General features: G+C 73.6%; 16 protein-coding genes and 1 pseudogene. 9 read left to right on the forward strand and 8 right to left on the reverse strand.

Annotated elements, in window-relative coordinates:
- Positions 1–64: 64 nt before the first annotated feature.
- Positions 65–925: a TauD/TfdA family dioxygenase gene (locus ACF1ED_RS15490; RefSeq protein WP_391760520.1), complete on the reverse strand. Its 861-nt coding sequence runs from the start codon at positions 923–925 to the stop codon at positions 65–67.
- Positions 926–1408: 483 nt separating this feature from the next.
- Here ACF1ED_RS15490 and ACF1ED_RS15495 point away from each other — a divergent pair, with 483 nt between their 5' ends.
- Positions 1409–2917 carry a right-handed parallel beta-helix repeat-containing protein gene (locus ACF1ED_RS15495; protein ID WP_391760522.1) on the forward strand — a complete coding sequence of 503 codons (1509 nt, stop codon included), beginning with the start codon at positions 1409–1411 and terminating at the stop codon, positions 2915–2917.
- Between the two features lie 24 nt (positions 2918–2941).
- Here ACF1ED_RS15495 and ACF1ED_RS15500 read toward each other — a convergent pair.
- Together ACF1ED_RS15500 and ACF1ED_RS15505 are read right to left on the reverse strand one after the other, a co-directional pair.
- Positions 2942–3037, reverse strand: a pseudogene (locus ACF1ED_RS15500) (winged helix-turn-helix transcriptional regulator); the annotation flags it as partial.
- A gap of 256 nt (positions 3038–3293) precedes the next feature.
- Positions 3294–5522, reverse strand: coding sequence for a sigma-70 family RNA polymerase sigma factor (locus tag ACF1ED_RS15505; protein ID WP_391760524.1), 2229 nt, complete (start codon positions 5520–5522; stop codon positions 3294–3296).
- 392 nt (positions 5523–5914) lie between these two features.
- On the opposite strand from ACF1ED_RS15505, the gene ACF1ED_RS15510 reads away from it, so the two are divergent.
- Positions 5915–7420, forward strand: coding sequence for a pectinesterase family protein (locus tag ACF1ED_RS15510; RefSeq protein WP_391760526.1), 1506 nt, complete (start codon positions 5915–5917; stop codon positions 7418–7420).
- A 62-nt stretch (positions 7421–7482) separates the two neighbouring features.
- Positions 7483–8979 carry an RICIN domain-containing protein gene (locus ACF1ED_RS15515; protein ID WP_391760528.1) on the forward strand — a complete coding sequence of 499 codons (1497 nt, stop codon included), beginning with the start codon at positions 7483–7485 and terminating at the stop codon, positions 8977–8979.
- 236 nt (positions 8980–9215) lie between these two features.
- Here ACF1ED_RS15515 and ACF1ED_RS15520 read toward each other — a convergent pair whose 3' ends face one another.
- Positions 9216–9794 carry an HPP family protein gene (locus tag ACF1ED_RS15520; protein WP_391760530.1) on the reverse strand — a complete coding sequence of 193 codons (579 nt, stop codon included), beginning with the start codon at positions 9792–9794 and terminating at the stop codon, positions 9216–9218.
- Between the two features lie 213 nt (positions 9795–10007).
- On the opposite strand from ACF1ED_RS15520, the gene ACF1ED_RS15525 reads away from it, so the two are divergent.
- On the forward strand, positions 10008–10280 hold the full coding sequence (locus ACF1ED_RS15525; RefSeq protein WP_391760532.1) for a DUF6296 family protein: 273 nt from the start codon (positions 10008–10010) through the stop codon (positions 10278–10280).
- A gap of 490 nt (positions 10281–10770) precedes the next feature.
- Here the strand turns inward: ACF1ED_RS15525 and ACF1ED_RS15530 are convergent, their stop codons facing one another.
- On the reverse strand, positions 10771–12000 hold the full coding sequence (locus ACF1ED_RS15530; RefSeq protein ID WP_391760534.1) for a serine hydrolase domain-containing protein: 1230 nt from the start codon (positions 11998–12000) through the stop codon (positions 10771–10773).
- Positions 12001–12376: 376 nt separating this feature from the next.
- Between ACF1ED_RS15530 and ACF1ED_RS15535 the strand changes: the two genes are divergently transcribed.
- A complete protein-coding gene (locus ACF1ED_RS15535; RefSeq protein ID WP_391760536.1) occupies positions 12377–13147 on the forward strand; it encodes a MerR family transcriptional regulator in 771 nt (256 codons plus the stop codon).
- 147 nt (positions 13148–13294) lie between these two features.
- On the opposite strand, the gene ppk2 is transcribed toward ACF1ED_RS15535, so the two are convergent.
- Positions 13295–14278, reverse strand: a complete 984-nt coding sequence (ppk2, locus tag ACF1ED_RS15540; protein WP_391760538.1) for a polyphosphate kinase 2 — start codon at positions 14276–14278, stop codon at positions 13295–13297.
- Positions 14279–14342: 64 nt separating this feature from the next.
- The gene (locus tag ACF1ED_RS15545; RefSeq protein WP_391760539.1) at positions 14343–16304 is read right to left on the reverse strand and encodes an acyl-CoA dehydrogenase; all 1962 of its coding nucleotides are present in this window, start codon (positions 16302–16304) and stop codon (positions 14343–14345) included.
- 173 nt (positions 16305–16477) lie between these two features.
- On the opposite strand from ACF1ED_RS15545, the gene ACF1ED_RS15550 reads away from it, so the two are divergent.
- The 3 genes from ACF1ED_RS15550 to ACF1ED_RS15560 all read left to right on the forward strand — a co-directional run bounded on the left by ACF1ED_RS15550 (position 16478) and on the right by ACF1ED_RS15560 (position 19932).
- Positions 16478–18172 (forward strand): alkaline phosphatase D family protein, encoded by a 1695-nt coding sequence (locus tag ACF1ED_RS15550; RefSeq protein ID WP_391760541.1) that lies wholly within the window; start codon positions 16478–16480, stop codon positions 18170–18172.
- 306 nt (positions 18173–18478) lie between these two features.
- Positions 18479–19678 carry a cytochrome P450 gene (locus ACF1ED_RS15555; RefSeq protein WP_391760543.1) on the forward strand — a complete coding sequence of 400 codons (1200 nt, stop codon included), beginning with the start codon at positions 18479–18481 and terminating at the stop codon, positions 19676–19678.
- Between the two features lie 50 nt (positions 19679–19728).
- Positions 19729–19932: a ferredoxin gene (locus ACF1ED_RS15560; protein WP_391760545.1), complete on the forward strand. Its 204-nt coding sequence runs from the start codon at positions 19729–19731 to the stop codon at positions 19930–19932.
- Positions 19933–20145: 213 nt separating this feature from the next.
- Here the strand turns inward: ACF1ED_RS15560 and ACF1ED_RS15565 are convergent, their stop codons facing one another.
- On the reverse strand, positions 20146–20541 hold the full coding sequence (locus ACF1ED_RS15565) for a hypothetical protein (protein ID WP_391760547.1): 396 nt from the start codon (positions 20539–20541) through the stop codon (positions 20146–20148).
- A gap of 577 nt (positions 20542–21118) precedes the next feature.
- On the opposite strand from ACF1ED_RS15565, the gene ACF1ED_RS15570 reads away from it, so the two are divergent.
- Complete coding sequence (locus ACF1ED_RS15570) at positions 21119–22093, forward strand: nitrilase-related carbon-nitrogen hydrolase (protein ID WP_391760549.1); 975 nt, start codon at positions 21119–21121, stop codon at positions 22091–22093.
- Positions 22094–22232 lie beyond the last annotated feature (139 nt).

Below are 22232 nucleotides of genomic sequence, written 5' to 3' on the forward strand. Positions count from 1 at the left end.
GCGCCCCTTGATCCCCCCGCCGAGGGGATCAAGGGGCGCTCCGCGTGCCGGAAGCGAGCCCCCGTCAGTCCGCCCAGATCCGCGCGTAACAACGTCGGGCCGACGGCTCGGCACCGTCCCTGAACGGCCTCCTGCCGTGCAGGACGGCCCCGTTGTTCACGAGGAGGAGGTCTCCGCGGCGGAGGGGCAGGCTCTTCACCATCGCCGGGTCCTCCAGCAGCGTGTCCATCGCCCGCAGGGCGTCGCGCCGCTCCGGGCCGAAGGGCACGCCGGTCTCCTCCTGACCGCGAGCGATCCAGTAGCGGTTGTAGTGCACCCGGAGGACCCGGCCGTCGCGCTGGAACACCGGACGGACGCGGTCGAAGCCCTGGCCGCGCCCGAAGCGGAACTCCCGGTACAGCTCGCGCAGCGCTTCCGGACGTTCGGCGGCGAGGCGGTCGTGGAGCGCCGGACCGCTGGCCAGGAGGGACTCCCCGCCCTCGGCCGCCGGCCGGACGCACAGGAGCGCCAGGAGCCGGGGCGGCCGGGGGCCCTCGCCGCGGTCCATGTGCGGGGGGAGCACCCGGTCGTCGCCGTCACGGGCCGCGGGGGCGCCGGGCTCCGACGGCCGCGGGACGGCGGGCGCCGTGGCCGCCGTCAGGAGCTCGTTGCCGGACCGCTGGAGGCGGAGCCCCGCCGGGGCGCACACCCGGCCGACGACGCGTGCGCACAGCTCGACGCACTGCGGATCGGTGAGGCCCGTGAGCTCCAGTCCCCGGAGCACGGCGAACCCGGTCCCGCGCCAGAGACGGGCGCCGGCCGCCCCGGCCGGCGCGTCTCCCACCGGTGCGTCCGGCGCCGGCGCCACCGGCAGCAGCCACTCCTCCTTCCGGAGCGTCTCCGCATCCCAGCCCGACGGCCCGTCACCACCGCGGAGTTCAGTCATCGCGGTTCCCCCTCCACTCCCTCACAGCCTGGCGGCGCCGGGACCCTTTCAAACCGAGCGGGGCCCGGCGGGCCGAGGGCGCACCGGGACGGGCCGTCACCCGAGAGGGGCCGGCTCCGGCGCCCTCCTCGCCGCGAGCCGTTCCAAGAGGGTGGAGCGGTGGTCCGGGCCGGGACCTTCGGCGATCTGCCGGGGCCGCACTCGGCGGACACCTCCCTGCTGATGCGCACCCACAAGCGGGCGGGCGTGCTCGCCCGTCTGTGAACGGCGCCGCAGGCGGTGGGTGGTGCCCGCGCCTTCCGTGGGCGTGCGCGGGCCCGTGCGCATGTGCGTGGGCGACCGGCTCGGGGTGAGCGCGCAGGACTCGTTCAATCGCCCATCACGTGATCGAAATTCGATCAATCGACAGGATCGCATTGACTCGATCATCGCCCGCGCCTAGCTTCTGGCGGCACCGGACCGTCAGAAAGGGCGTCGCCTTCCATGACCACCAGAGCTTTCCCCCTACGGCAGTTGACCGGCCGCGGCCTCCTCGCGGTCACCCTCGCGCTGGGCGGCACCGCCGTCCTCACCTCCGCGCCCGCCTCGGCCGACGGGGCCGTCACCTACGTCGACTGCTCGCGCCCGACCGCCGGCGACGGCAGCCAGGCCGCGCCCTTCAACAGCATCGGGCAGGCCAACGGCAGGACGTACGGCCCCGGCGACACCCTCGCCTTCGCCTCGGGCACCACCTGTACCGGCGCCCTCGCCCCGCAGGGCAGCGGCACCGCCGCCGCCCCCGTCACCCTCACCCGGTACGGCACCGGCGCCCTGCCCGTGATCGACGGCGGCGGCGCCCCCGACGCGGTCTCCCTGACCAACCAGGACCACTGGCGCATCGGCGACCTCAAGCTCACCAACCCCGCGCCCGCCCTCGCCCGCCGCACCGGCCTGCGGATCTCCGCCACCGACGGGAAGGCGCACCGGGGCTACGACATCGGCAACCTCGTCATCGACCGGGTGGCCGGCCAGACCAGCAAGAACAGCCCCACCACCGAGGACTTCGTCCAGTCCGCCGGCATCGTCACGGGCGCGAGCGGCACGAACTCCACCCTCAACGACGTCCACGTCCACGACAACCGGATCAGCAACACGGGCGGCGGCGGCCTGAAGATCCGCGTCGGCGCCATGGCCGTCAAGGGCACCGGAGTCCTCATCGAGAACAACACCGTCAAGGACGTCGGCGGCGACGGCATCATCGCCAGCTACGCCGACGCGCCCATGATCCAGTACAACAACGCCTCCGGCGTCGGCAACGGCGTCTACCCCTTCTCCGGCGGCAACTTCGCCGGAATCTGGGTGCTCGGCGACCACAATCCGACCATCCAGAAGAACGCCGTCCACGGCATCACCCGCATGTCCGTGGCCGACAGCCAGGCGTTCGACTGCGACTGGGGCAACACCGGCACCTGCACGATCCAGTACAACTTCAGCCGCGACAACATCGGCGGCTTCTTCCTCGACTGCGACGGGTGCGGCACCATCGGCGCCGCCAAGCAGATCATCCGCTACAACATCTCGGAGAACGACTGCCGCATGAGCAGCGTCAGTGCCGGACGCTCCGCGCTGCACATGTACAACAACGTCTTCTACTGCACGGACAGGAAGTTCAGCGTCACCCTCCCCGACGAGAGCGTCGTCGAGAACAACATCTGGGTGGGCACCACCGACTCCCGGCTCCCCACGGGCCCCGGCATCACCTGGCTGTGGAACGTCTTCCAGGGCGTGCCCCGGCCCACCGCCAACGGCATCGCCGGCGACCCGCGGTTCGTGAACCCCGGCACCGGCGGCGACACGATCCACTCCGTCGACGGCTACAAGCTCCGCGCCACGTCCCCCGCCCTGGACAACGGCTCCGTCATCCCCGGCAACGGCGGCCGTGACTACTGGGGGAACCCGGTCTCCGCGACGACGAAGCCGCACCGCGGCGCGTACGACGGCCCGGGACTGTAGCCCTCCCGGATCGGCGGACGTCGTGGCCGGGACGGTCGGGTACACGGTGCGCCGCACGAGGCCGTCGCGTTCGAGCCCGCGCACGGTGAGGGTGAGCACGCGCGGGGAGATGCCGTCTCGGATCCGCGCCGGCGCACCGTGCCACCGAACGCCCGGTGCGGGCGAGCGGACCGCCCTGGACCGTCCCTGCGCAACGGCCTGTACGCCGAGCTCTTCGGCGGCCTGATGACCCGGGCCGACGACGGCGTGGAGTCCCCCTTCGGGGACGGCGCCCCGGCGGTGGTCGTGCGGGAGGAACCCGCCGGAGCCGCGGCGATCGTCGCGGCGGATCCCGCGGGACACGACGGGCGCGTCCACGACCTCGTCGGCAGGCCGGTCACCGCGGGGCGGATGGCATGCGGGCGCCGACCGCGGCCCGCGGATCGCGGGGCACCAGGAAGGTCGAGGCGGGCAGGGCGCCGTCCGTTCGGCGTGGCCCTTCGGCGGTGCGCGGGTCCGTCGAGCGGAGGCCGGTCACCGGCACCGCTGTCTCCGCGCCGTTCCAGGTGTTGGAGGAGGAGCGGACAGAGGGACCGAGGTCCGTTTCGCGCGGGTTGCTCCAGGCGGCGTTGCCGGTGAGGGTGCCTGCGGCGTCGGTGATCCGGAAGCCGGCGATGCCGTTGCGGTACGCGCTGTTGCGCTCCAGGGCGAGCGCGCCCGGGTTGCCCTCGTCGTTGAAGCCGTAGCCCTCGTTGTCCCAGGCGGCGTTGTTCCTCGCCACGTGCGCCACCGCGGTCCGGCCGCCGCCGCCTCCGAAGGTGAAGCCGTTGCTGTTGCGGTAGGACCAGTTGCCTTCGAGGACGGTGGGGCTGGTGAAGCCGCCCAGGTCGATGCCGTCGCCCCCGTTCTCCCAGGTACGGCAGTACCGGACGGTGTTGCCCGCTCCGGAGCCGAAGACGATCGCCAGCCCCGAGCCTCCGCCGCTGGCGTCGCGGTTGTGGTGGAAGTCGCTGTTCGTGATGGTGTTGTCCTCGGTGCCGGCGTCGCGCAGCACCAGTCCGGACCGTGCGTTGTGGTGCATCGTCAGGCCGCTGAAGACGTTGTGCGCGCACCCGCTGCACACCCAGGCGTGGCTGCTGGAGCCCCGCACCTCCAGGTTCCGTACCGTCCAGTGGTCCGCGCGCTGGGTGACGGCCCACTGCCCGTCGGGGACCGCGGAGACGTCGATCACCGGTCGTTCGCCCTGGTAGGCGGTGAGCACGATCGGTTGACGGGCGGTTCCGTCGGTGTCGATGGTGACCGGTCCGGTCGGCCGGTAGGTGCCGCCGCGCAGGGCGATGGTCTGGCCCGGGCGGACCAGGCCGACCGCCTTGCCCAGGGTGGCGTAGGGGCGGCCGGGACTGCCGTCGCCTTCCGCGTCGGAGCCGTCGGGGGCGACGTGCAGGACGGCCGCCGTACCGGCTGGGGCGGGCCCCTGGGGCGTAGACCTAGACGTGGCCGCGGAGATGGAAGCGGAGGCGGAGGCGGAGGCGGTCGCGGCCCCGGTCGTGGAACCGGGCGCCGGCGTAGCGGACCTGGTGGCGGCCGTGCTCGGTGCCGAGCGCGGCATGTCGTCCGGTGCGGGTTCCTGCCGGATGACGAGGGCGAGACCGGCGAGCAGCATCGCGGTGCCGACCGCGGCGGCGAGAACCGCCCTGGGGCGAAGCTGCCGGACCGCCTCGGTGACGCGGTCGAGCAGTGCTCCCGTCGTGGACGTGGCTCCCGCGGCGGAGGCGGAGTCCAGCAGTGGTCCGATCCCGGCCAGCAGGGCGGCGGGTACGGCGGGTACGGCGATGCCGGGCAGCAGGTGTTCCGGGGGTATCAGCCCCTCGCCCAGGGCTCCGCACGCCGGGCAGTCGCGGACGTGCCGGGCCATCCGCTTGCGCCACACGGAACTCGGCCGGCCGTCCCAGCCCTGTACGACGGCGGCGAGTTCCTGGCAGCGCGGGGTCGAAGCGAGCGCGCGGACGAGGACGCGGCACGTGCGGAGCTGTTCCTTCACGCGCTGCACCCGGACCGCGGCGTGACCGCGGGAGAGGTTCACGGCCCTGGCGAGTTCGGCACGGCTCAGCGCGCCGGCGACCTCCTCCCACCACAGGGCGAGCAGCTGACGGTCGGCGGGTTCCAGCCAGTGCGTGGCGCGCAGGGCTTCGTGGCGCTGGTCGGACATGACCGCTTCGGCGACGGACCGTTCGGCGAAATCCGCCGAGGGCTCGTCCCACTCCTGGACCAGCCGCCGGGAAGAGAGGTCGTGCGCGTGGCGGCGGTGGTGCTGTTGTACCTCTCGGTAGGCGATGGCCACGATCCAGGAGCGGAAGCGTTCCGGCTCGCGGAGCCCGGGAAGCCCCCGCACGATCCGCAGCATGACCTCCTGCGCCACGTCGTCCACGTCGGCGCGGTGGTGGAGGGCCCGCCCGACGACCCGGTGGACCAGCGGCAGGCAAGCGGAGAGAAGCTCCTCCAGCGCTGCCCGGTCGCCGGCTCCCGCGGCCCGGACCAGGGCGGTGTCGTACGGGGAGGCCGCGTCGGGGACGGCGTCGGTGACGGCGGTGTGGTCCGCAGGCCCGGAAGGAGAGTCGAGATCCATGCGGAGGGGGTCTCCTTCGCCCTGTCCTGTCCAGCCCTGTTCTGTCCAGCGCTGCCCTGTCCAGCGCTGCCCTGTCCAGCGCTGTGCCGGCCGGCGGCCTCGTCGTTCGCGGGCCGCGCTCGAGCACTTGATCTTTGCGGGATGGCGATCCTGACACGGTGCCGACCGCCTGTAAAGCCGCTCCTCGGGGCTTCTGACGCAGCGCCAAATGCGTGACGCACATCACATAGGGCGAGGGCTTCAAATTTTTGTTATCCCCTCCCGTTCGCCGCGTCTACCTCTGCGCCGCGGTGCCCACACCGGCGGCAGGCCCCGACCACCGGGCTCGGAGCACCCCCTTCCACCGAGGGCGCACGAGACCCGTCAGCAGCGAAGGAAAGGAAGAGCGCCCCATGGCACCCGCCCCCTCTCGAAGGCTCGACCGCGAACAGAGCGAGCCCCCCGTGCCCCGGCACGCCCGCCGTCGAAGCCGCCTCATCGGCCTGGTCTCCGCCGTGGCGGTGGTGGCGGGTGGGGTGGCCGTGTCGACGACGGGGACGGCTCCCGCCGAGGCCGCGACCCTGCCCGAGACCGGCGTCTCGTACCAGTTGGTGGTGAAGAAGTCGGGCAAGTGTCTCGACGTGCCCGGTGCCTCCCGGGCCGACGGTGCGAAGCTCCAGCAGTGGGGCTGCACCGTGAACTCTCCCTGGCAGCAGTTCACCCTCAAGTCGGCGGGCAGCGGCGTGTACACCCTGGTGGGTGTCGACAGCAAGCTGTGTGTCGATGTCCCCGCCGGTTCGACGGTCAGCGGGACTCAGGTGGTGCAGTGGGCCTGTGGGGCGGGCAAGACGAACCAGCAGTGGCGCCTCGCCCCCTCCGGGACCGGCACCTACCAGGTCATCAGCGTCAAGTCCGGGCTGTGCCTGTCGGACCAGGGAGCCTCGACCGCCAACGGCGCCGCCGTCATCCAGGAGACCTGCACCCACAACAGCAACAAGCAGTGGACCTTCACACCCGTCAGCGGCTCCAGCCGGCCCGCCACGGTGGCCGCCGACGGGAGCGGCAAGTACCGGACGGTGCAGGCGGCGGTCGATGCGGTTCCGGCGGGCAACACCAAGCGGGTGACGATCACCATCAAGCCCGGCACGTACCGGGAGAAGGTCACCATCCCGGCGAACAAGCCCTACGTCACCCTTCGCGGGAACGGCGACTCGCCCGACGACGTGGTGATCATCGGCAACCGGCACGCCGGTGGCTACGGAACGTCGGGCAGCGCCACGGTCGTCGCCCTCGGCCACGACTTCAGCGCCGCCGGACTCACCATGGCCAACGACTACGACGAGAACAGCTCCGACACGGGCGACCAGGCACTGGCCCTCTACCTGGACGCCGACCGGACCACCCTGGACGACGTCCGGCTGCTCGGCGACCAGGACACCTTCCTGGTGAACAACAACGCGCGCGCCTACGTCAGCGACTCGTACGTCGAAGGCACCGTCGACTTCATCTACGGCGGCGGCATCGCCGTCTTCGACCGCTGCCGCATCCACGAGAAGCGTCCGACCGGCGGCCCGATCACCGCGGCCAGCACCCCCGCCGACCGCGCCTACGGCTTCCTCTTCTACCGCTCCACCATCACCGGCGCCAACACCGGAAAGACCCAGCTCGGCCGGCCGTGGCGGCAGAACGCCCAGGTCCTGTTCCGCGAGTCCAACCTGTCCGCGGCGATCGCCACCACGCAACCGTGGACGGACATGTCCAGCAGCACCTGGAAGAACGCCCGCTTCCTCGAATACCGCAACACCGGCGCGGGCGCGGGCGTCAACGGCAACCGGCCCCAGCTCGCGGACAGCCGGGCCCCGCAGTACACGCCGCAGAAGTACCTGGCCGGCGCGGACGGCTGGAACCCGGTCGGCTGACCCCGGCGCTCAGCCCCGCTTCCGCAGCACCCCGGACCATCCTCATACGAAGGGCAGAAGTCATGATCGAACGTCGCACCACCCCGAGCGGAACCCACCGGCGGCGCAAGGGCAGAATCGCCGGGATCGTCTCCGCCGTGGCGGTGGTGGCGGGTGGGGTGGCCGTGTCGACGACGGGGACGGCTCCCGCCGAGGCCGCGACCCTGCCCGAGACCGGCGTCTCGTACCAGTTGGTGGTGAAGAAGTCGGGCAAGTGTCTCGACGTGCCCGGTGCCTCCCGGGCCGACGGCGCGAAGCTCCAGCAGTGGGGCTGCACCGTGAACTCTCCCTGGCAGCAGTTCACCCTCAAGTCGGCGGGCAGCGGCGTGTACACCCTGGTGGGTGTCGACAGCAAGCTGTGTGTCGACGTCCCCGCCGGCTCCACGGTCAGCGGGACTCAGGTGGTGCAGTGGGCCTGTGGGGTGGGCAAGACGAACCAGCAGTGGCGCCTCGCCCCCTCCGGGACCGGCACCTACCAGGTCATCAGCGTCAAGTCCGGGCTGTGCCTGTCGGACCAGGGAGCCTCGACCGCCAACGGTGCCGCCGTCATCCAGGAGACCTGCACCCACAACAGCAACAAGCAGTGGACCTTCACGCCCGTCGGCGGAAGCGGGAACGGCCGGTCCTGGCCGAACACCGCCGACGGCTTCGCGTCCACCGGGGGCGGCACCACCGGCGGTGCGGCCGGGACCACCGTCACCGTGAGGACCTACGCGGACCTCGTGAAGTACGCGACGGCGGCCGAGCCGTACACCATCAAGGTCGCCGGCACCATCAAGGTGACCCCGTACGGCCACGAGATCCCCGTCAAGTCGAACAAGACGGTGATCGGGGTCGGCACCTCCGGCCACATCGTCAACGGCGGCTTCTTCCTCGGCTCCGGCACGAAGAACGTGATCATCCGGAACCTCACCATCCGCGACACCCGGATGACCGACGACGACCCGGACGACAAGCTCTACGACTACGACGGCATCCAGATGGACACCGCCCACCACGTCTGGATCGACCACAACACCATCGAGCGGATGAACGACGGCCTGATCGACAGCCGCAAGGACACCAGCTACCTGACCGTGTCCTGGAACAAGATCGGAGAGTCCAACAAGGCCTTCGGCATCGGCTGGACCGACAACGTCACCTCCCGCATGACGATCCACCACAACTGGATCCACGACACCAACCAGCGCAACCCCAGCATCGACAACGTGGCCCTGGCCCACCTCTACAACAACCACCTGGAGAACATCACCTCGTACGGCAACCTCTCGCGCGGAAAGTCCAAGGTCGTCATCGAGAACAGCTACTACGACCACGTCGCCAACCCCTACAACATCGACACCGCCGCGGCATCCCTGACGCAGAAGGGCTCCATCGTGGTCGACTCCACCGGCAAGCAGCAGACGGGCGGCACCACGTTCGACCCCCGGGCCCACTACGGCTACTCCCTCGACGCGGCCAAGGACGTACCGGCGATCCTGAGCGAGTACGCGGGGCCCCAGAGCAACATCGGCCAGTAGTTCCCGCCCGGCCCCGCCCAGGCCCCGGCGAGACCCCATCCCGCCGACGGCACAGCCCGCGCGCCGGCAGACGACGACGTCATACGGGGTGGAGGCGGGTGCGACACGTCGCACCCGCCTCCACCCCCCTCTGACCCGCGTCGAAGGCGACCGGCTCGGCGGAACCCCCGGGGTCACGCCCGCCCCCGGCGGGTGCTACCTGTACGACCCCGGGGGCGCCCCGGGCCGGTCGCGGCTCACCACCAGTAGGCGGGGTACTTCGGTGCCGCGCGGCGTACGCGGGACGCGGCGTACGCGGTCAGGACGAGCAGGACGGTGGACCCGAGCAGCAGGGGGACGAACCTGCCCGGAGCGGGCTCCTGGAGGACGATGACGACGGCGGTGGCGCAGGCGGGCGAGTGCGGGGTCCGGGCGAGTGTCGTCAGGGCGAGGGCGGCACCGGCGGCGAGGGCGGCGGCCCAAGCGCTGCCGTGCGCCGCGAGGGCCACCGCGTATCCGGCGGCGGCGCCGAGGAGGTGGCCGACGACCACGCTCCGCGGCTGGGCCAGCGGCAGCGCGGGGGCGCAGTGGACCAGTGCGGCGCTGGCGGCGAGCGGGGGTATGAGCACCGGCTCGTGGAGGGCGGCGCCGATCGCGACGAGCGCGAGGAGGGCCGCTGTGGCGGCGCTGACGCTGTGGGCGGCGGCGGCCGGCGTCGGCCGCGCGGGGGCGCGGCCGGCCATGCGGGCCAGGTGCGGGCGCCGGCCGCGGGGGCCGGTGGCGGAGCCGGTCGCGGCCGGGGCGGGGTCGGGGTGGGGAGCGGTGTCGGTACTCATGTGATGCGGGGTTTCCGGGGCAGGCGGCCGTGGGCCGGACGGGACGGAGGGCGGTCGGTCGCCCGGGACCCTGTGGTCGACAGCCGGCCCGGTCTCGCGCCCGGTCCTGGTGCGGCGGCGCGGCCTCGCACCACTCTAACCAGCGGGTTCTCGGCTGCTCGGCCGGGGGCACGGCCCGGGGCGCGGCAGGACCTCCGGCGTAAGATGGGTGGAATGAGCCCAGTCCGATACGAGCTGGTGTTCTCCGACGACACGGGTTCGGCCCAGGACGTCGCGATCGTCGAGCGCACCTCTTCCAAGGGACCCGGCGGCCATCCGGTCTACGCCGACCCCACCGGCATCATCCGGGCGGAGATCAGCGACCGGGGCGAGGTGCGCATCCTCGCCTCGGGCGGCCACCAGGCTCCGCCCCAGCACGTCCTGGCCCGCCGTCTCGCCGCCACCGATCCGGAAGATCCCGGCGGCCCCTCCGCCTCCGCGGCCTGACCGGTGCGCGACCCGGCGGCCCCTCCGCCGGGTCGCGTCGCGCGTGCGGCCCTGCCCCGGGCCGCCCCGACCGGGTTCCCGGCCGGTCACCGGCCGCCCGCCCCGCCCGGTACGCCGCCCGCCGGATCGGGAGGTGTGAGCGGGGAATGCGGGGGTACGCGCGGAGCGAGCGCATGGGACTGCACTCGATCGCGGGCCGGTGGCAACCCCGCCGCCGGTCGCGATGCGACGGCCCCGCACCCTCCTTTCCGGTGCGGGGCCGTCGCCGTGCGTGCGCGTCCGCGCACCGTCCGGCCGTTTCGGTTTCTTCGCCGCGGGAGGAGTACGGGCGGGACGCGGGGGCAGGCGCTCGGTGAGCGCAGCGACTGCGCTCGCCCGCCCGTCGGCGGCTCTCCCCCCCTGCCGCCGGCCCGCGGTGCGGCCGTCCCGTACGCCTTCCCCCCTCGTACGGGACGGTCCCCTGTCCGCCGCCCGGCTTCCGGCAGCCCGCTCAGTCGACCGCCTGGTACAGCGTGGTCCAGAAGTCGTGGATGAGGCGTGCCGAGTCCGGCGTGGACATCCCGACCTGGGTGAGCAGGATCCCGACGAGCCCGTTCTCCGGGTCGGCGTACACGCTGGTGCCGGTGCCGCCGTCCCAGCCGAACTGGCCGAGGGGCGCGTAGTCGACGCGCTGGGTGCGCACCGCCATCCCGAACCCCCAGCCGCCGTGCTGCGCCTGGCCGGCCGCGAGGTGGGCCATGTCGCGGAACATCGAGGCCCGGGCGGCGAGCTGGCCGGGCGTCAGGCGGTTGGTGGTCATCAGCCCGACGGCGGTCCGGGACAGGATCCGCTCACCGCCGAGCGTGCCGCCGGCGAGCAGCATGCGGAAGTAGGCGTGGTAGTCGTCGACCGTCGAGACGAGCCCTCCGCCGGCGCCCTGGAACGCCGGGGGACGGCTGGACCGGCCGCCCGCCGCCTCGTCCCAGACGAGGAACTCCCCGGTCCGAGGGTCGGGCCCGTAGAGGGTCGGCAGCCGGTCGATCTTCTCCGGGGGCACGTGGAAGCCCGTGTCCCGCATGCCCAGCGGATCGAGGACGCGCTCGCGCAGGAACGCCTCCAGCGGCACGCCCGCGACCCGGGAGACCAGGACGCCGACGACCTCGTTGCTGAGGTCGTACTGCCAGCGCTCGCCGGGCTGGTACGACAGCGGGAGCTCGCCCAGCCGCCGCATCCACTCGTCCGGCTCGGGCGCGGGGCCGGACACGATGCTGTAGTCGGTGCGCTCGAAGAGCGCGGCCCGGATCGGCGCGTCCAGCAGCTCGAAGTCCGTGCCCAGCCCGAACGTCGAGGTCAGCAGGTCCCGCACGGTGATCGGCCGCCGCGCGGGCACGGTGTCGTCGAGGGGGCCGTCGGGCCGCTTCAGCACGCGCCGGTCGGCGAGTTCGGGCAGCCACGGGTCGACCGGGTCGTCCAGGCGCAGCCGGCACTCGTCGAGCAGGACCATCGCCGCGGCCATCGTCACCGGCTTGGAGGCGGACGCCATCCGGAAGACGGTGTCCCGCCGCATGGGCGGACCGCCGTCGTGGCGCATCGTCCCCATCGCCTCGACGTGGGTGTGCCCGCCGCGGCCGACCAGGGCGACGAGTCCCGGGATCCTCTTCGACTCGACGTGCCGGGCCAGCACCTCGCGGAGCCGCCGCAGTCCCGCCTCCGGGAAGCCGTCGCCGTTCCGTGCCGTCATGGGTCTCTCCTTCGCCCGGGGCCGCGAGGGACCCGTGTCCGGTCGGTACGGCCGCCGCGCGGAGGCCGTACCGGAAGCCTGCGGCCTTGACCCTGGGGCAAGGTCAAGCCCGTATCTCCGGGCACGGCAGCCGGAGCCGGAACGGGAAGGGGGGAGGGGGAAGGGGGATGGGGCAGGGGAGGGGGGCGGAATCAGCGGGAGACGAGCGAGGGGACCGGCACCGCGAGAGGCGGCGGAACGCGCGCGCTACCCTCGCCCGTGCGAGCGTGCGCGGCCGGGCGTCCGGGCGCGGGGCGGAGGAGACCGGCGCCCGCGGCCCGAGCCCGCCCGAGGGCCCGGAGCCGCCGGCCGGGCGACACGGAGGGGTACCGATCCGATGGCAGGCGGACTCACGATCGGCCAGGCGGCCGGGTTCATCGGCGTCACCATCAAGACCGTCCGGCACTACCACCGGCTCGGCCTGGTGGCGGAACCGGACCGCGACGGCTCCGGCTACCGCCGCTACGGATCGGCCGACCTGTTCCGCCTGCTGCGCGTGCGGACCCTCGCCGAGGCCGGCGTACCGCTGGCCGAGATCGGCGGCCTCCTCGACGCGGGCCCCGAACGCTTCGCCGCCGCCCTCGACGACGTCCACCGCCGCCTCACCGACCAGATCGAGGCCCTGACCGCCCGCCGCGACCGGCTGCACCGCCTCGACCACGGCGACCGCGCCCTGCTGCCCGACCGGGCCTGCGCCGTCCTGGAGCGGCTCACCGCCCTGGGCTTCGAGCCCGGTTACGTCGCCGGGCAGCGGGAGGCCCTCGTCCTCGCCCGGGCCGGCGTCCCGGAGATCTTCGACCGCTTCCTGACCCGGCTCGAACGCTCCCTGGACGACCCGGAGTCCGTCGCCCTGACCCGCCGCGGGCTCGAAGCGGCGACCTGGGACCCCGCCGACCCCCGCATCCCCGAACTGGCCCGCGTCTGGGCCGCCAAGCTCCTGGCCGACCGCTCCCAGTTGGAGGCCCCGCCGGAGTTCCGCGCCCGGCCGGACGCCGCCTCCCGCTACGACCTGGTCAACCACCACCGCGAGGCCCCCGCCCTCGCCCGCCTCAACGCGCTGATCGAGGCGAACCTGAGCGCGGCCGGCGTCGAGGTCCCCGGCCGCTGACCCGACCTGCTCCGATCGAACCCGACCCGCCCCGACCCGCCCCGACCCGCCCCGACCCGCCCCGACCCGCCCCGACCGGACCTGGCTGGTCCGGTCCGGTCCGGCCCCGGAGCGGCCGCCCCGGCGTACGACACGGGCGGGCGCGCGTCAGGTACGGCCCTCCGGAGGATCGGGGTGCAGACCGGGGCCGGAGCGCGCACCCGCCAGGGGAGTGGGAGAGAGGTCGGCGGGCTGCTCGCCGGCCTCCAGCAGGGTGTCGGCGGCGCCGACGATGAGGGGGTCGGGACGGCCCACCGCCTCCTCGTCCTTACTGGTGTAGTCGACGCGCCACAGCAGGCTGCGCATGGCCTCCAGCCGCCCCCGCCGCTTGTCGTTGCTCTTGACCACCGTCCACGGCGCCGCCTCGGTGTCGGTGGCCCGGAACATCTCCACCTTCGCGTCCGTGTACGCGTCCCACAGGTCCAGCGAGGCGAGGTCGGTGGGCGACAGCTTCCACTGCCGCACCGGATCGACCTGACGGATGGCGAAACGGGTCCGCTGCTCGGCCCGGGAGACCGAGAACCAGAACTTCACCAGCAGGATCCCGTCCTCCACGAGCATCGCCTCGAAGTCGGGACACTGCCGCAGGAACAGCGCGTGCTGCTCGGGGGTGCAGAACCCCATCACCTTCTCCACGCCCGCCCGGTTGTACCAGGACCGGTCGAAGAAGACGATCTCACCGGCCGCCGGCAGATGGGCGGCGTACCGCTGGAAGTACCACTGCCCCGCCTCCCGCTCGGTCGGCTTGTCCAGCGCCACGATCCGCGCCCCGCGCGGATTGAGCCGCTCGGTGAACCGCTGGATCGTGCCGCCCTTGCCCGCCGCGTCCCGGCCCTCGCAGATCACCACCAGCCGCGCCCCGGTCTCCTTCACCCAGCGCTGGAGCTTCAGCAGCTCGATCTGCAGGACGCGCTTGGCCCGCTCGTACTCCGCACGGCGCAGCTTGCGCTCGTACGGGTAGTTCTCCCGCCACGTGCGGATCGGCTCCCCGGAGGAGTCCAGCAGGACGGGCTGCTCCGGCCGCCGGTCGTCCACGCTCAGCCCCGCCAGCAGGTCCTCGGCCTCCGGCCGCGATGATTCCTGATCGTCCACACCCCACACCTACCCTCGGGCCCGCTCCTCCATGGCCGCCATCAGGGGTTCCCGCCGGCCCGCCTCACCCCAGCAGGTCCGGTGCCCGCAGCAGCCGTGGCGGGACGCCCCAGGCGTCGACCAGGCCGACGGCGAGCGGGCGGACCTTGCGGCACAGGTCGTTCACCTCGCGGCTGATCGCCTTGGACCGCTGCACGGTCAGACGGCCGTGTTCCATGAACCAGGCCCGGTCCGCCTCGATCACCGACAGGGCGTACAGGTCGCACAGCAGGCCCAGCGCGACCTTGTTGCCGCCCTCGGGCGCGGCCTCGGACGCGTCGACGAACGATTCGAGCACCAGCCGCTCCACGTGCGCGTGCGCGAGCGCGATCACGTGGTCCTGCGCCGACGAGAACACCGCCCCGGGATCGCGCCCCTTGTCGACGCCCGCCTTCAGGCGCCGGGCCAGGCCGCCGAGCATGTGCTCCTCGCGGTAGCGCAGCATGGCCAGCTGGTACTCCGGGTCCAGCAGCCCGGCCTCCCGGTCCCACCGGTCGCCTCCGGGCAGCAGGTCGCGGACCCGTTCCAGGAGCTTGTGGGCGGAGGTCTTCTCGATGACGGTCTCGACCGCGAGCCCGGCGACGTGGCGGACCATGCCGAGCTGGTCCAGGTCCTCGAACTCGCCCGCGTGGTCGGTGAGCAGGCCCTTCGCCACGAGCTGGAGCAGGACGTGGTTGTCGCCCTCGAAGGTGGTGAAGACGTCGCTGTCGGCCTTGAGGGCGGCGAAGCGGTTCACCGCCAGGTACCCGGCGCCGCCGCACGCCTCGCGGCACTCCTGCACGACGCGCGTGGCGTGCCAGGTGCCGAGCGCCTTCGTGCCGGCGGCCCGCGACTCCAGACGCCGACGCGCCCGCGGGGTGTCGTCGTGGCCGGAGAACACGTCGTGGAGCTGCCCGCGCACGGTGTCCTGCGCGAAGTGGAGGGCGTACGTCCGGGCGAGCAGCGGCAGCAGCCGGCGCTGGTGCAGCCCGTAGTCGAGCAGCGGCTGCTCCCCGGCGCCCGGGGACGCCTCGAACTGGCGCCTGCGCACGGCGTACTTGACGGCGAGGGTGAGCGCGACCTTCGCCACGCTCACGCCGGCGCCGCCGACGCAGACCCGGCCCTGCACGAGCGTGCCGAGCATGGTGAAGAAGCGGCGGTCGGGATTGTCGATGGAGCTGACGTACGCGCCCTCGGGCGTGACGTCGGCGAAGCGGTTGAGGAGCGCCTCGCGCGGGACGCGGACGCCGCGGAAGCGGATGCGGCCGTTGTCGACGCCGTTGAGGCCCATCTTGAGGCCGTCGTCCTCGATCTCCACGCCCTCCACGACCTCACCGCCGGAGCGCAGCGGCACGACCAGGGCGTGCACGCCGCGGGCCTCGCCGCCGACCTCCAGCTGGGCGAAGACGACCGCGAGCTCGGCGTGGCGGGCGGCGTTCCCGATGTAGTCCTTGCGGGCCGCGTCGCCCTCGGTCGTGACGACGAACTCCCCAGCGGCGGCGTCGTAGCGGGCGACCGTGCCGAGCGCCTGCACGTTGGAGCCGTGCCCGGTCTCGGTCATCGCGAAGCAGCCCAGCAGCCGGCCGGCCACCAGGTCCGCCAGGTAGGCGTCGTGGTGGCGGGCGGTGCCCAGCTGGAGGATCGCGCCGCCGAACAGGCCGAACTGCACCCCCACCTTGACCAGCACCGACAGGTCGCCGAAGGCGAGGGTCTCGAAGGCCGCGACCGAGGCGCCGATGTCGTCCCCGCCGCCGTACGCCGCGGGGAAGCCCATCCCGGTCTGCCCGGTCCCCGCCATCTCGACCGCGACGTCCCGCACCCGTTCGCGGAACGCGTCCCTGCCGAGCCGCTCGGCGTCCTCCAGGACGGAGGAGTGGGCGGTCAGATTGGTCCGGACGAGGTCGCGGACCCCGGCGTACTCCCCGTCGAGGAGCCGTGCCAGGGCCTCGACGTCGATCTCGGGCGGTGCGGAGCCGCTCGCGGCGGCGGAAGCGTCGTCGGATGCCATGGGCCTCCGTTACCCCGCCGCGCCCGGGTCATACCGGACGTGATCACGGGAGCGGGCGGTGCGGGGCCCCGCCGACGCTCCGTTTCGCTACCGTACGGACGAGGGCCCGTTCCGTTCGAAAGGGCCGTGGTGGGCGCGGCGGCGTCCGTGCGGGTGGCGGAAGGGGACGTGCGATGGCCGGTCTGAGGCTGGGGCCGCTGGTGCGGTACGTCGACTGGGAGACGGGCACGAGCGCGACCGTGTGGGCGGAGACCGACCGGGCGTGCACGGTCGAGGTCCGGTGCGCGGGCGGCGGCGGGGGCACCGCCCGCACGTTCCTCGTCGCCGGCCACCACTACGCGCTGGTCGTCGTCACCGGCCTGACCCCCGGATCGGCCGCGGAGTACGAGGTGGTCCTCGACGGCGAGCGGGCGTGGCCCCCGGCGGACCCGGCCCTGCCGCCCAGCACCCTGAACACGCCGCCGGTCCCGGCGACGGGCGCGGTGGTCGCCTTCGGCTCCTGCCGGTGGGCGGCGCCCACCGAGGGCGGGGCCGACCCGGTCGGCCCCGACGTCCTCGACACGCTCGCCGCCCGCCTGGCCGCCGACCCAGACGACGGCCGTCCGGACGTCCTCCTCCTCCTGGGCGACCAGGTGTACGCCGACGAGACGTCCGCCGCCACCCGCGCGTGGATCGCCCGGCACCGGGCGGACGCGGGCACCGGCGCCGACGCCCCGCCCGACCAGGTCGCCGACTACGAGGAGTACACCCGCCTCTACGACGAGTCCTGGGGCGACCCCGACCTCCGCCGGCTCCTGTCGACCGTGCCCACCTGCATGATCTTCGACGACCACGACGTCATCGACGACTGGAACACCAGCGCCGCCTGGCTCGCGGAGATGCGGGCCACGCCCTGGTGGCACGAGCGGATCATCGGCGGCCTGATGTCGTACTGGGTCTACCAGCACATCGGGAACCTCTCCCCGGCCGAGCTCGCCGACGACGAGCTGTACGCGGCGGTCCTCGCCGCCGACGACGGCACCGAGGCGCTGCGCGCCTTCGCGGAGCGGGCCGAGGCCGATCCGGCGTCGGTGCGCTGGAGCTACCGCAGGGACTTCGGCCGCACCCGGCTGCTGATGGTCGACACCCGGGCCGCGCGGGTCCTGGAGGAGCGGCACCGGGCGATGCTCGACGCCGAGGAGGCCGAGTGGCTGCGCGAGCAGGCCTTCGACGACCCCGGCGGCGTCGACCACCTGCTGGTGGGGACCTCGCTGCCGTGGCTGCTGCCCCCGGTGGTCCACTTCGCGGAGGGCTGGCACGCGGCCCTGTGCCGAGGCGAACGCGGCCCGCGCTGGGCGAGGTTCGGGGAGTGGCTGCGTCGGCGCGCGGACCTGGAGCACTGGGCGGCGTTCACCACCTCGTTCCACCGGCTGACGGACACCATCGCCGAGGTGGGCCGGCAGGACGCCGCCCCGGCGACCGTGAGCGTGCTGTCGGGCGACGTCCACCACGCGTACGTGGCCGAGCCCACCTGGCCCGCCGGGCAGCGGCCGCGCTCCCGCGTCTTCCAGCTCACCTGCTCGCCGCTGCACAACTCGGTGCCCCTGGTGATGCGGATGAGCTTCCGCTTCGGCTGGAGCCGCTTCGCCAAGGCCGCCGGCCACCTCCTGGCCCGCCACGGCCGCGTCGCCCGGCCGGCGATCCGGTGGGAACGCGGCGGCGGCCCCTGGTTCGGCAACCAGCTGATGACCCTGACGCTGCGCGGACGCACGGCACGCCTGCGCCTGGAGAAGGCCGAGGCGGGCACCGAGCGGGCCCGCCGGGACACGGACCGGGCGGGAGCCCGTCTGGTGCGGGTCCTGGAAAGGAGCCTGACGGAAGGAACGTGACGGAAAGAGCCTGACGGAGGGGAGCGGCGGGGGCGGAGGGCGGTGGGGCGGAGAGCGCCGGTGCGGCCCCCGGTGCCCGGAGGGGACCGGCCACGGCCGTGCGGCCGAGAGCCGCGTGACGGGACGGACGGGGCCTGCCGCGCCACCTCGTGCCGAACGGCGAACGGTTCCTGCGCGCCCGGTGGAACGGCGCCACCCGTTCCGGGGGATTGGCCGAACTCCGCGTAGACCAAGTAGATGCCTGGGGCATGTAGTGGAGGTGGCACCAACGCCGGAGCCAACGATCCGCCGTCTGCGAGGTTCCTGATGACGACAACGGAAGACGCCGTCGCCTTTCCCCAGAGCCGATCCTGCCCCTATCACCCCCCGGCCGCCTACGACCCCCTGCGCGAGGACCGCCCCCTGTCCCGGGTCACCCTGTGGGACGGCCGGGAAGTGTGGTTCGTGACCGGACACCGGACCGCGCGGGCCCTGCTGGCCGATCAGCGCCTGTCCACCGATTCCACCCACCCGGACTTCCCGATCCCCACGGAACGGGCCCAGGCCCTCCGCAGCCGCCGGCGCGCCGCGCTCCTCGGGTGGGACGACCCCGAGCACAACGTCCAGCGCAGGATGCTGATCCCGAGCTTCTCGCTCAAGCGCACGGAGGCCATGCGCCCCCGGATCCAGGCCACCGTGGACAGGCTGCTCGACGCCATGGAGGCGGCGGGGCCGCCGGCCGAGCTGGTGAGCGCCTTCGCGCTGCCGGTGCCCTCGATCGTCATCTGCGACCTGCTGGGCGTGCCGTACGAGGACCACGACTTCTTCGAGGAACAGTCCCGGCGGCTGCTCCGCGGCCCGACCGGCGAGGACATCGAGGACGCGCTGGCCCGGCTGGAGGGCTACCTCGGCGACCTCATCGACGGCAAGCGCGCCAAGCCCGGCGAGGGCGTCCTGGACGACCTGGTCGCACGGCAGGCGCGCGAGGGCGGCCCCGACCGCGAGGAGCTGGTGCAGCTGGCGACCATCCTGCTCGTCGCGGGGCACGAGACCACCGCCAACATGATCTCGCTGGGGACGTACACGCTGCTGCGTCACCCCGAGCGGATGGCCCGGCTCCGGGCGGATCCGAGCCTGCTGCCGACGGCCGTGGAGGAGCTCCTGCGGTTCCTGTCGATCGCGGACGGCATGCTGCGCGTGGCCCGCGAGGACCTGGAGATCGACGGGTCGGTCATCCGCGCCGGCGACGGGGTGGTGTTCTCCACCTCCCTCATCAACCGCGACGGCGCGGTCTACGCCGACCCGGACGCGCTGGACTGGGACCGCACGGCCCGGCACCACGTCGCCTTCGGCTTCGGCATCCACCAGTGCCTGGGCCAGAACCTGGCGCGCGCGGAGCTGGAGATCGCCCTCGGCACGCTGCTGCGGCGACTGCCGGGCCTGCGGCTGGCGGCGCCCGCCGAGGAGATCCCGTTCAAGCCGGGCGACACGATCCAGGGGATGCTGGAACTCCCCGTCGCCTGGTGAGCGCCCCGGCCCGGCCCGAACCCGGCTCCACGAGGAAGGAAAGCCCACCGGTGCGCATCTCCATCGACCCGGACCTCTGCATGGGAGCGGGCCAGTGCGCCCTGGTCTCCCCCGACGTCTTCACCCAGGACGACGACGGCTTCGGCACCGTCCTGCCCGGCCGCGAGGACGGGGCGGGCGGGACCCTGGTCCGCGAGGCCGCCCGCGCCTGTCCCGTCCAGGCGATCAGCCTGGGGGAGGCGCCGGAGCGGTAGAGGCGGGGGTGGCAGGCGCGTCGTCGTCCTCGCGGGGAGGACCGGACGGTTCGAGCCCGGCCGCCGAGACGCCCGGAGAAGCGAGCGACGGCTCTCGGCCATCCCCCGCCGGCGAGGCCGCGACGCCCGCCCGGTCCACTTCGGTCCGCTCCGGACCGAAGCGGACCGAAGCGGTTCAGTCCGGTTCAGTCCGGGCCGGGCGGCCTGGAGGTCCTAGCCGTCGTCCGTGGACGCTCGCACGGGGCGCGGCAGCGGCCGGCGCCAGTCGCCCGGCCCGGTGAGCGGAAACCGGCGGACGAGAGCACGTATGTCGTCCCACGCCGGATCCGTGGCCAAGGCGTCGGCCCAGGGGCCGACGCGGCAGGCGGTGTCGATCTCGCCGAGGCGACGGTGGACGGCCCGAAGGCCACGCAGCTCCATCGGCTCGAACACTCCGCGCTCCGAGACCCCTTCGGCCACGCGGCAGAGGAGCTCCGCCTCTTCGGCCACGTCCTTCGTCTCGATCCCACGCGCGCCCGCCCAGGCGAGCTGGTCCTGGGCGTCGGCTGCGAGGAGGGCCATGAAGCGCAGCGTCCAGGTGCGCAGGTGTGCGTCGCCGAGATCGTTCATCCGCACAGGATCGCACCCGGCCAGGCGGCTCCTCCGAGGCGCGGCACAAGCCGCGGCCCGTCCGGTCGAGCCGCTCGTGCGGCGGACCGACGCCCACGCGGCCGAGCCGTATCTCAGGACCGTCCTTCACCAGCGGCACACCGTCGACCGGACCGCTTCGATCGGCTGACGGGCGATCAGGGAGGCGGGTCCCGGGCCGGCCCCCCCAGTGGTCCGAGGCACCCCGGCCGGCACCCGTACGCACCACGCACCGTCCCACCCGACCAGGAACTTCACCGACCCGAAGTGATCAGGTGGCTGCCCGCCCTGCGGGGTGAGGGGCACCCGAACGGCCCCTGAGGAAACGATCCGGCCCCACCCGCCGGCGGCATCCCCCGCCTTCGCGGACCTCGCCCCTGCCCGGGGCCGGACCCGGGACGAGCCGCGCGGCGGCCCCGCCGCCGCTCTCGCCGTAGCGGTGCGGGAACACGCCATGCGGGCGAGCAACGCGCTGACCTGCGGTGCCGAGGTCTGGAACCCACTGTGCCAAGGTCCGGAACCCACAAGGCCGTTCTCCGCAAGCCCGTAGTCTCGACGCATGACCTCTCCCGACTCCGACTCCGCCCCCACCGCGGCGGCACCCGAGCCCGGCCGCACCGTGACCGTCGCCGTCGTCCAGGCGGCCGCCCCGCTCTTCGACACCCCGGCCGCGGTGGCCCGCGCCGAAGGGCTCGTCCGCGAGGCGGCCGCCCGGGGCGCCGAGGTCGTCGTGCTCCCCGAGGCGTTCATCGGCGGCTACCCCAAGGGACTGGACTTCGGCATCACGGTCGGCAGCCGCACCCCCGCGGGCCGCGACCTCTTCCGCCGCTACCACGCCGCCGCCGTCGAGGTACCCGGCCCGGAGACCGACACGCTCGCCGCCGTCACCCGGGAACTCGGCTGCCACGCCGTCATCGGCGCGGTCGAACGCCAGGGCGGCACGCTGTACTGCGTCGCGCTCTTCTTCGGCCCCGACGGCTACCTGGGCCTGCACCGCAAGCTCATGCCCACCGCCGCCGAGCGCTACCTCTGGGGCCAGGGCGACGGCTCCACCCTCCCCGTCATCGACACGTGCGCCGCCCGGATCGGCGCGGCCATCTGCTGGGAGAACTACATGCCGCTCCTGCGCACCGCGATGTACGCCAAGGGCGTCGACCTGTGGTGCGCGCCGACCGTCGACGACCGCGACGCCTGGCAGGCCACCATGCGCCACATCGCCCTGGAGGGCCGCTGCTTCGTCCTCAGCGCCTGCCAGTACCTGCGCCGCGACGCCCTGCCCGACGACCTCCACCCGGTCCAGGGCGACGAGCCGGGCACCGTACTGATCGGCGGCGGCTCCGTCATCGTCTCCCCGCTCGGCGAGGTCCTGGCCGGGCCGCTGCGCGACCGAGAGGGCATCCTGACCGCCGAACTCGACCTCGACGACCTCACCCGCGCCCGCTTCGACCTCGACACCACCGGCCACTACGCCCGCCCCGACGTCTTCACCCTCCACGTCGACGAAACGCCCCGCACGACCGTCGCCACCAGCTGACACGCGTCGGGGGACGGGGACCGGAGCACAGCCGCAGCACACGGTCCCTTTGCCCGGAGGAACGTGCCGGCGGCGTCGATACCGGGTGAAGCGGGAGATCCGCCTCCGCCTTCCCCTCCCCCTCCGCCTTTCTTCCCTC

Source organism: Streptomyces sp. NPDC014656 (genome assembly GCF_043084305.1).
GTDB lineage: Bacteria > Actinomycetota > Actinomycetes > Streptomycetales > Streptomycetaceae > Streptomyces.

Coding starts and splice junctions, on each gene's coding strand:
- ACF1ED_RS15490 (WP_391760520.1), bottom strand. CDS start 925: ATGACTGAACTCCGCGGTGGTGACGGGCCGTCGGGCTGGGATGCGGAG.
- ACF1ED_RS15495 (WP_391760522.1), top strand. CDS start 1,409: ATGACCACCAGAGCTTTCCCCCTACGGCAGTTGACCGGCCGCGGCCTC.
- ACF1ED_RS15505 (WP_391760524.1), bottom strand. CDS start 5,522: ATGGATCTCGACTCTCCTTCCGGGCCTGCGGACCACACCGCCGTCACC.
- ACF1ED_RS15510 (WP_391760526.1), top strand. CDS start 5,915: ATGGCACCCGCCCCCTCTCGAAGGCTCGACCGCGAACAGAGCGAGCCC.
- ACF1ED_RS15515 (WP_391760528.1), top strand. CDS start 7,483: ATGATCGAACGTCGCACCACCCCGAGCGGAACCCACCGGCGGCGCAAG.
- ACF1ED_RS15520 (WP_391760530.1), bottom strand. CDS start 9,794: ATGAGTACCGACACCGCTCCCCACCCCGACCCCGCCCCGGCCGCGACC.
- ACF1ED_RS15525 (WP_391760532.1), top strand. CDS start 10,008: ATGAGCCCAGTCCGATACGAGCTGGTGTTCTCCGACGACACGGGTTCG.
- ACF1ED_RS15530 (WP_391760534.1), bottom strand. CDS start 12,000: ATGACGGCACGGAACGGCGACGGCTTCCCGGAGGCGGGACTGCGGCGG.
- ACF1ED_RS15535 (WP_391760536.1), top strand. CDS start 12,377: ATGGCAGGCGGACTCACGATCGGCCAGGCGGCCGGGTTCATCGGCGTC.
- ACF1ED_RS15545 (WP_391760539.1), bottom strand. CDS start 16,304: ATGGCATCCGACGACGCTTCCGCCGCCGCGAGCGGCTCCGCACCGCCC.
- ACF1ED_RS15550 (WP_391760541.1), top strand. CDS start 16,478: ATGGCCGGTCTGAGGCTGGGGCCGCTGGTGCGGTACGTCGACTGGGAG.
- ACF1ED_RS15555 (WP_391760543.1), top strand. CDS start 18,479: ATGACGACAACGGAAGACGCCGTCGCCTTTCCCCAGAGCCGATCCTGC.
- ACF1ED_RS15565 (WP_391760547.1), bottom strand. CDS start 20,541: ATGAACGATCTCGGCGACGCACACCTGCGCACCTGGACGCTGCGCTTC.
- ACF1ED_RS15570 (WP_391760549.1), top strand. CDS start 21,119: ATGACCTCTCCCGACTCCGACTCCGCCCCCACCGCGGCGGCACCCGAG.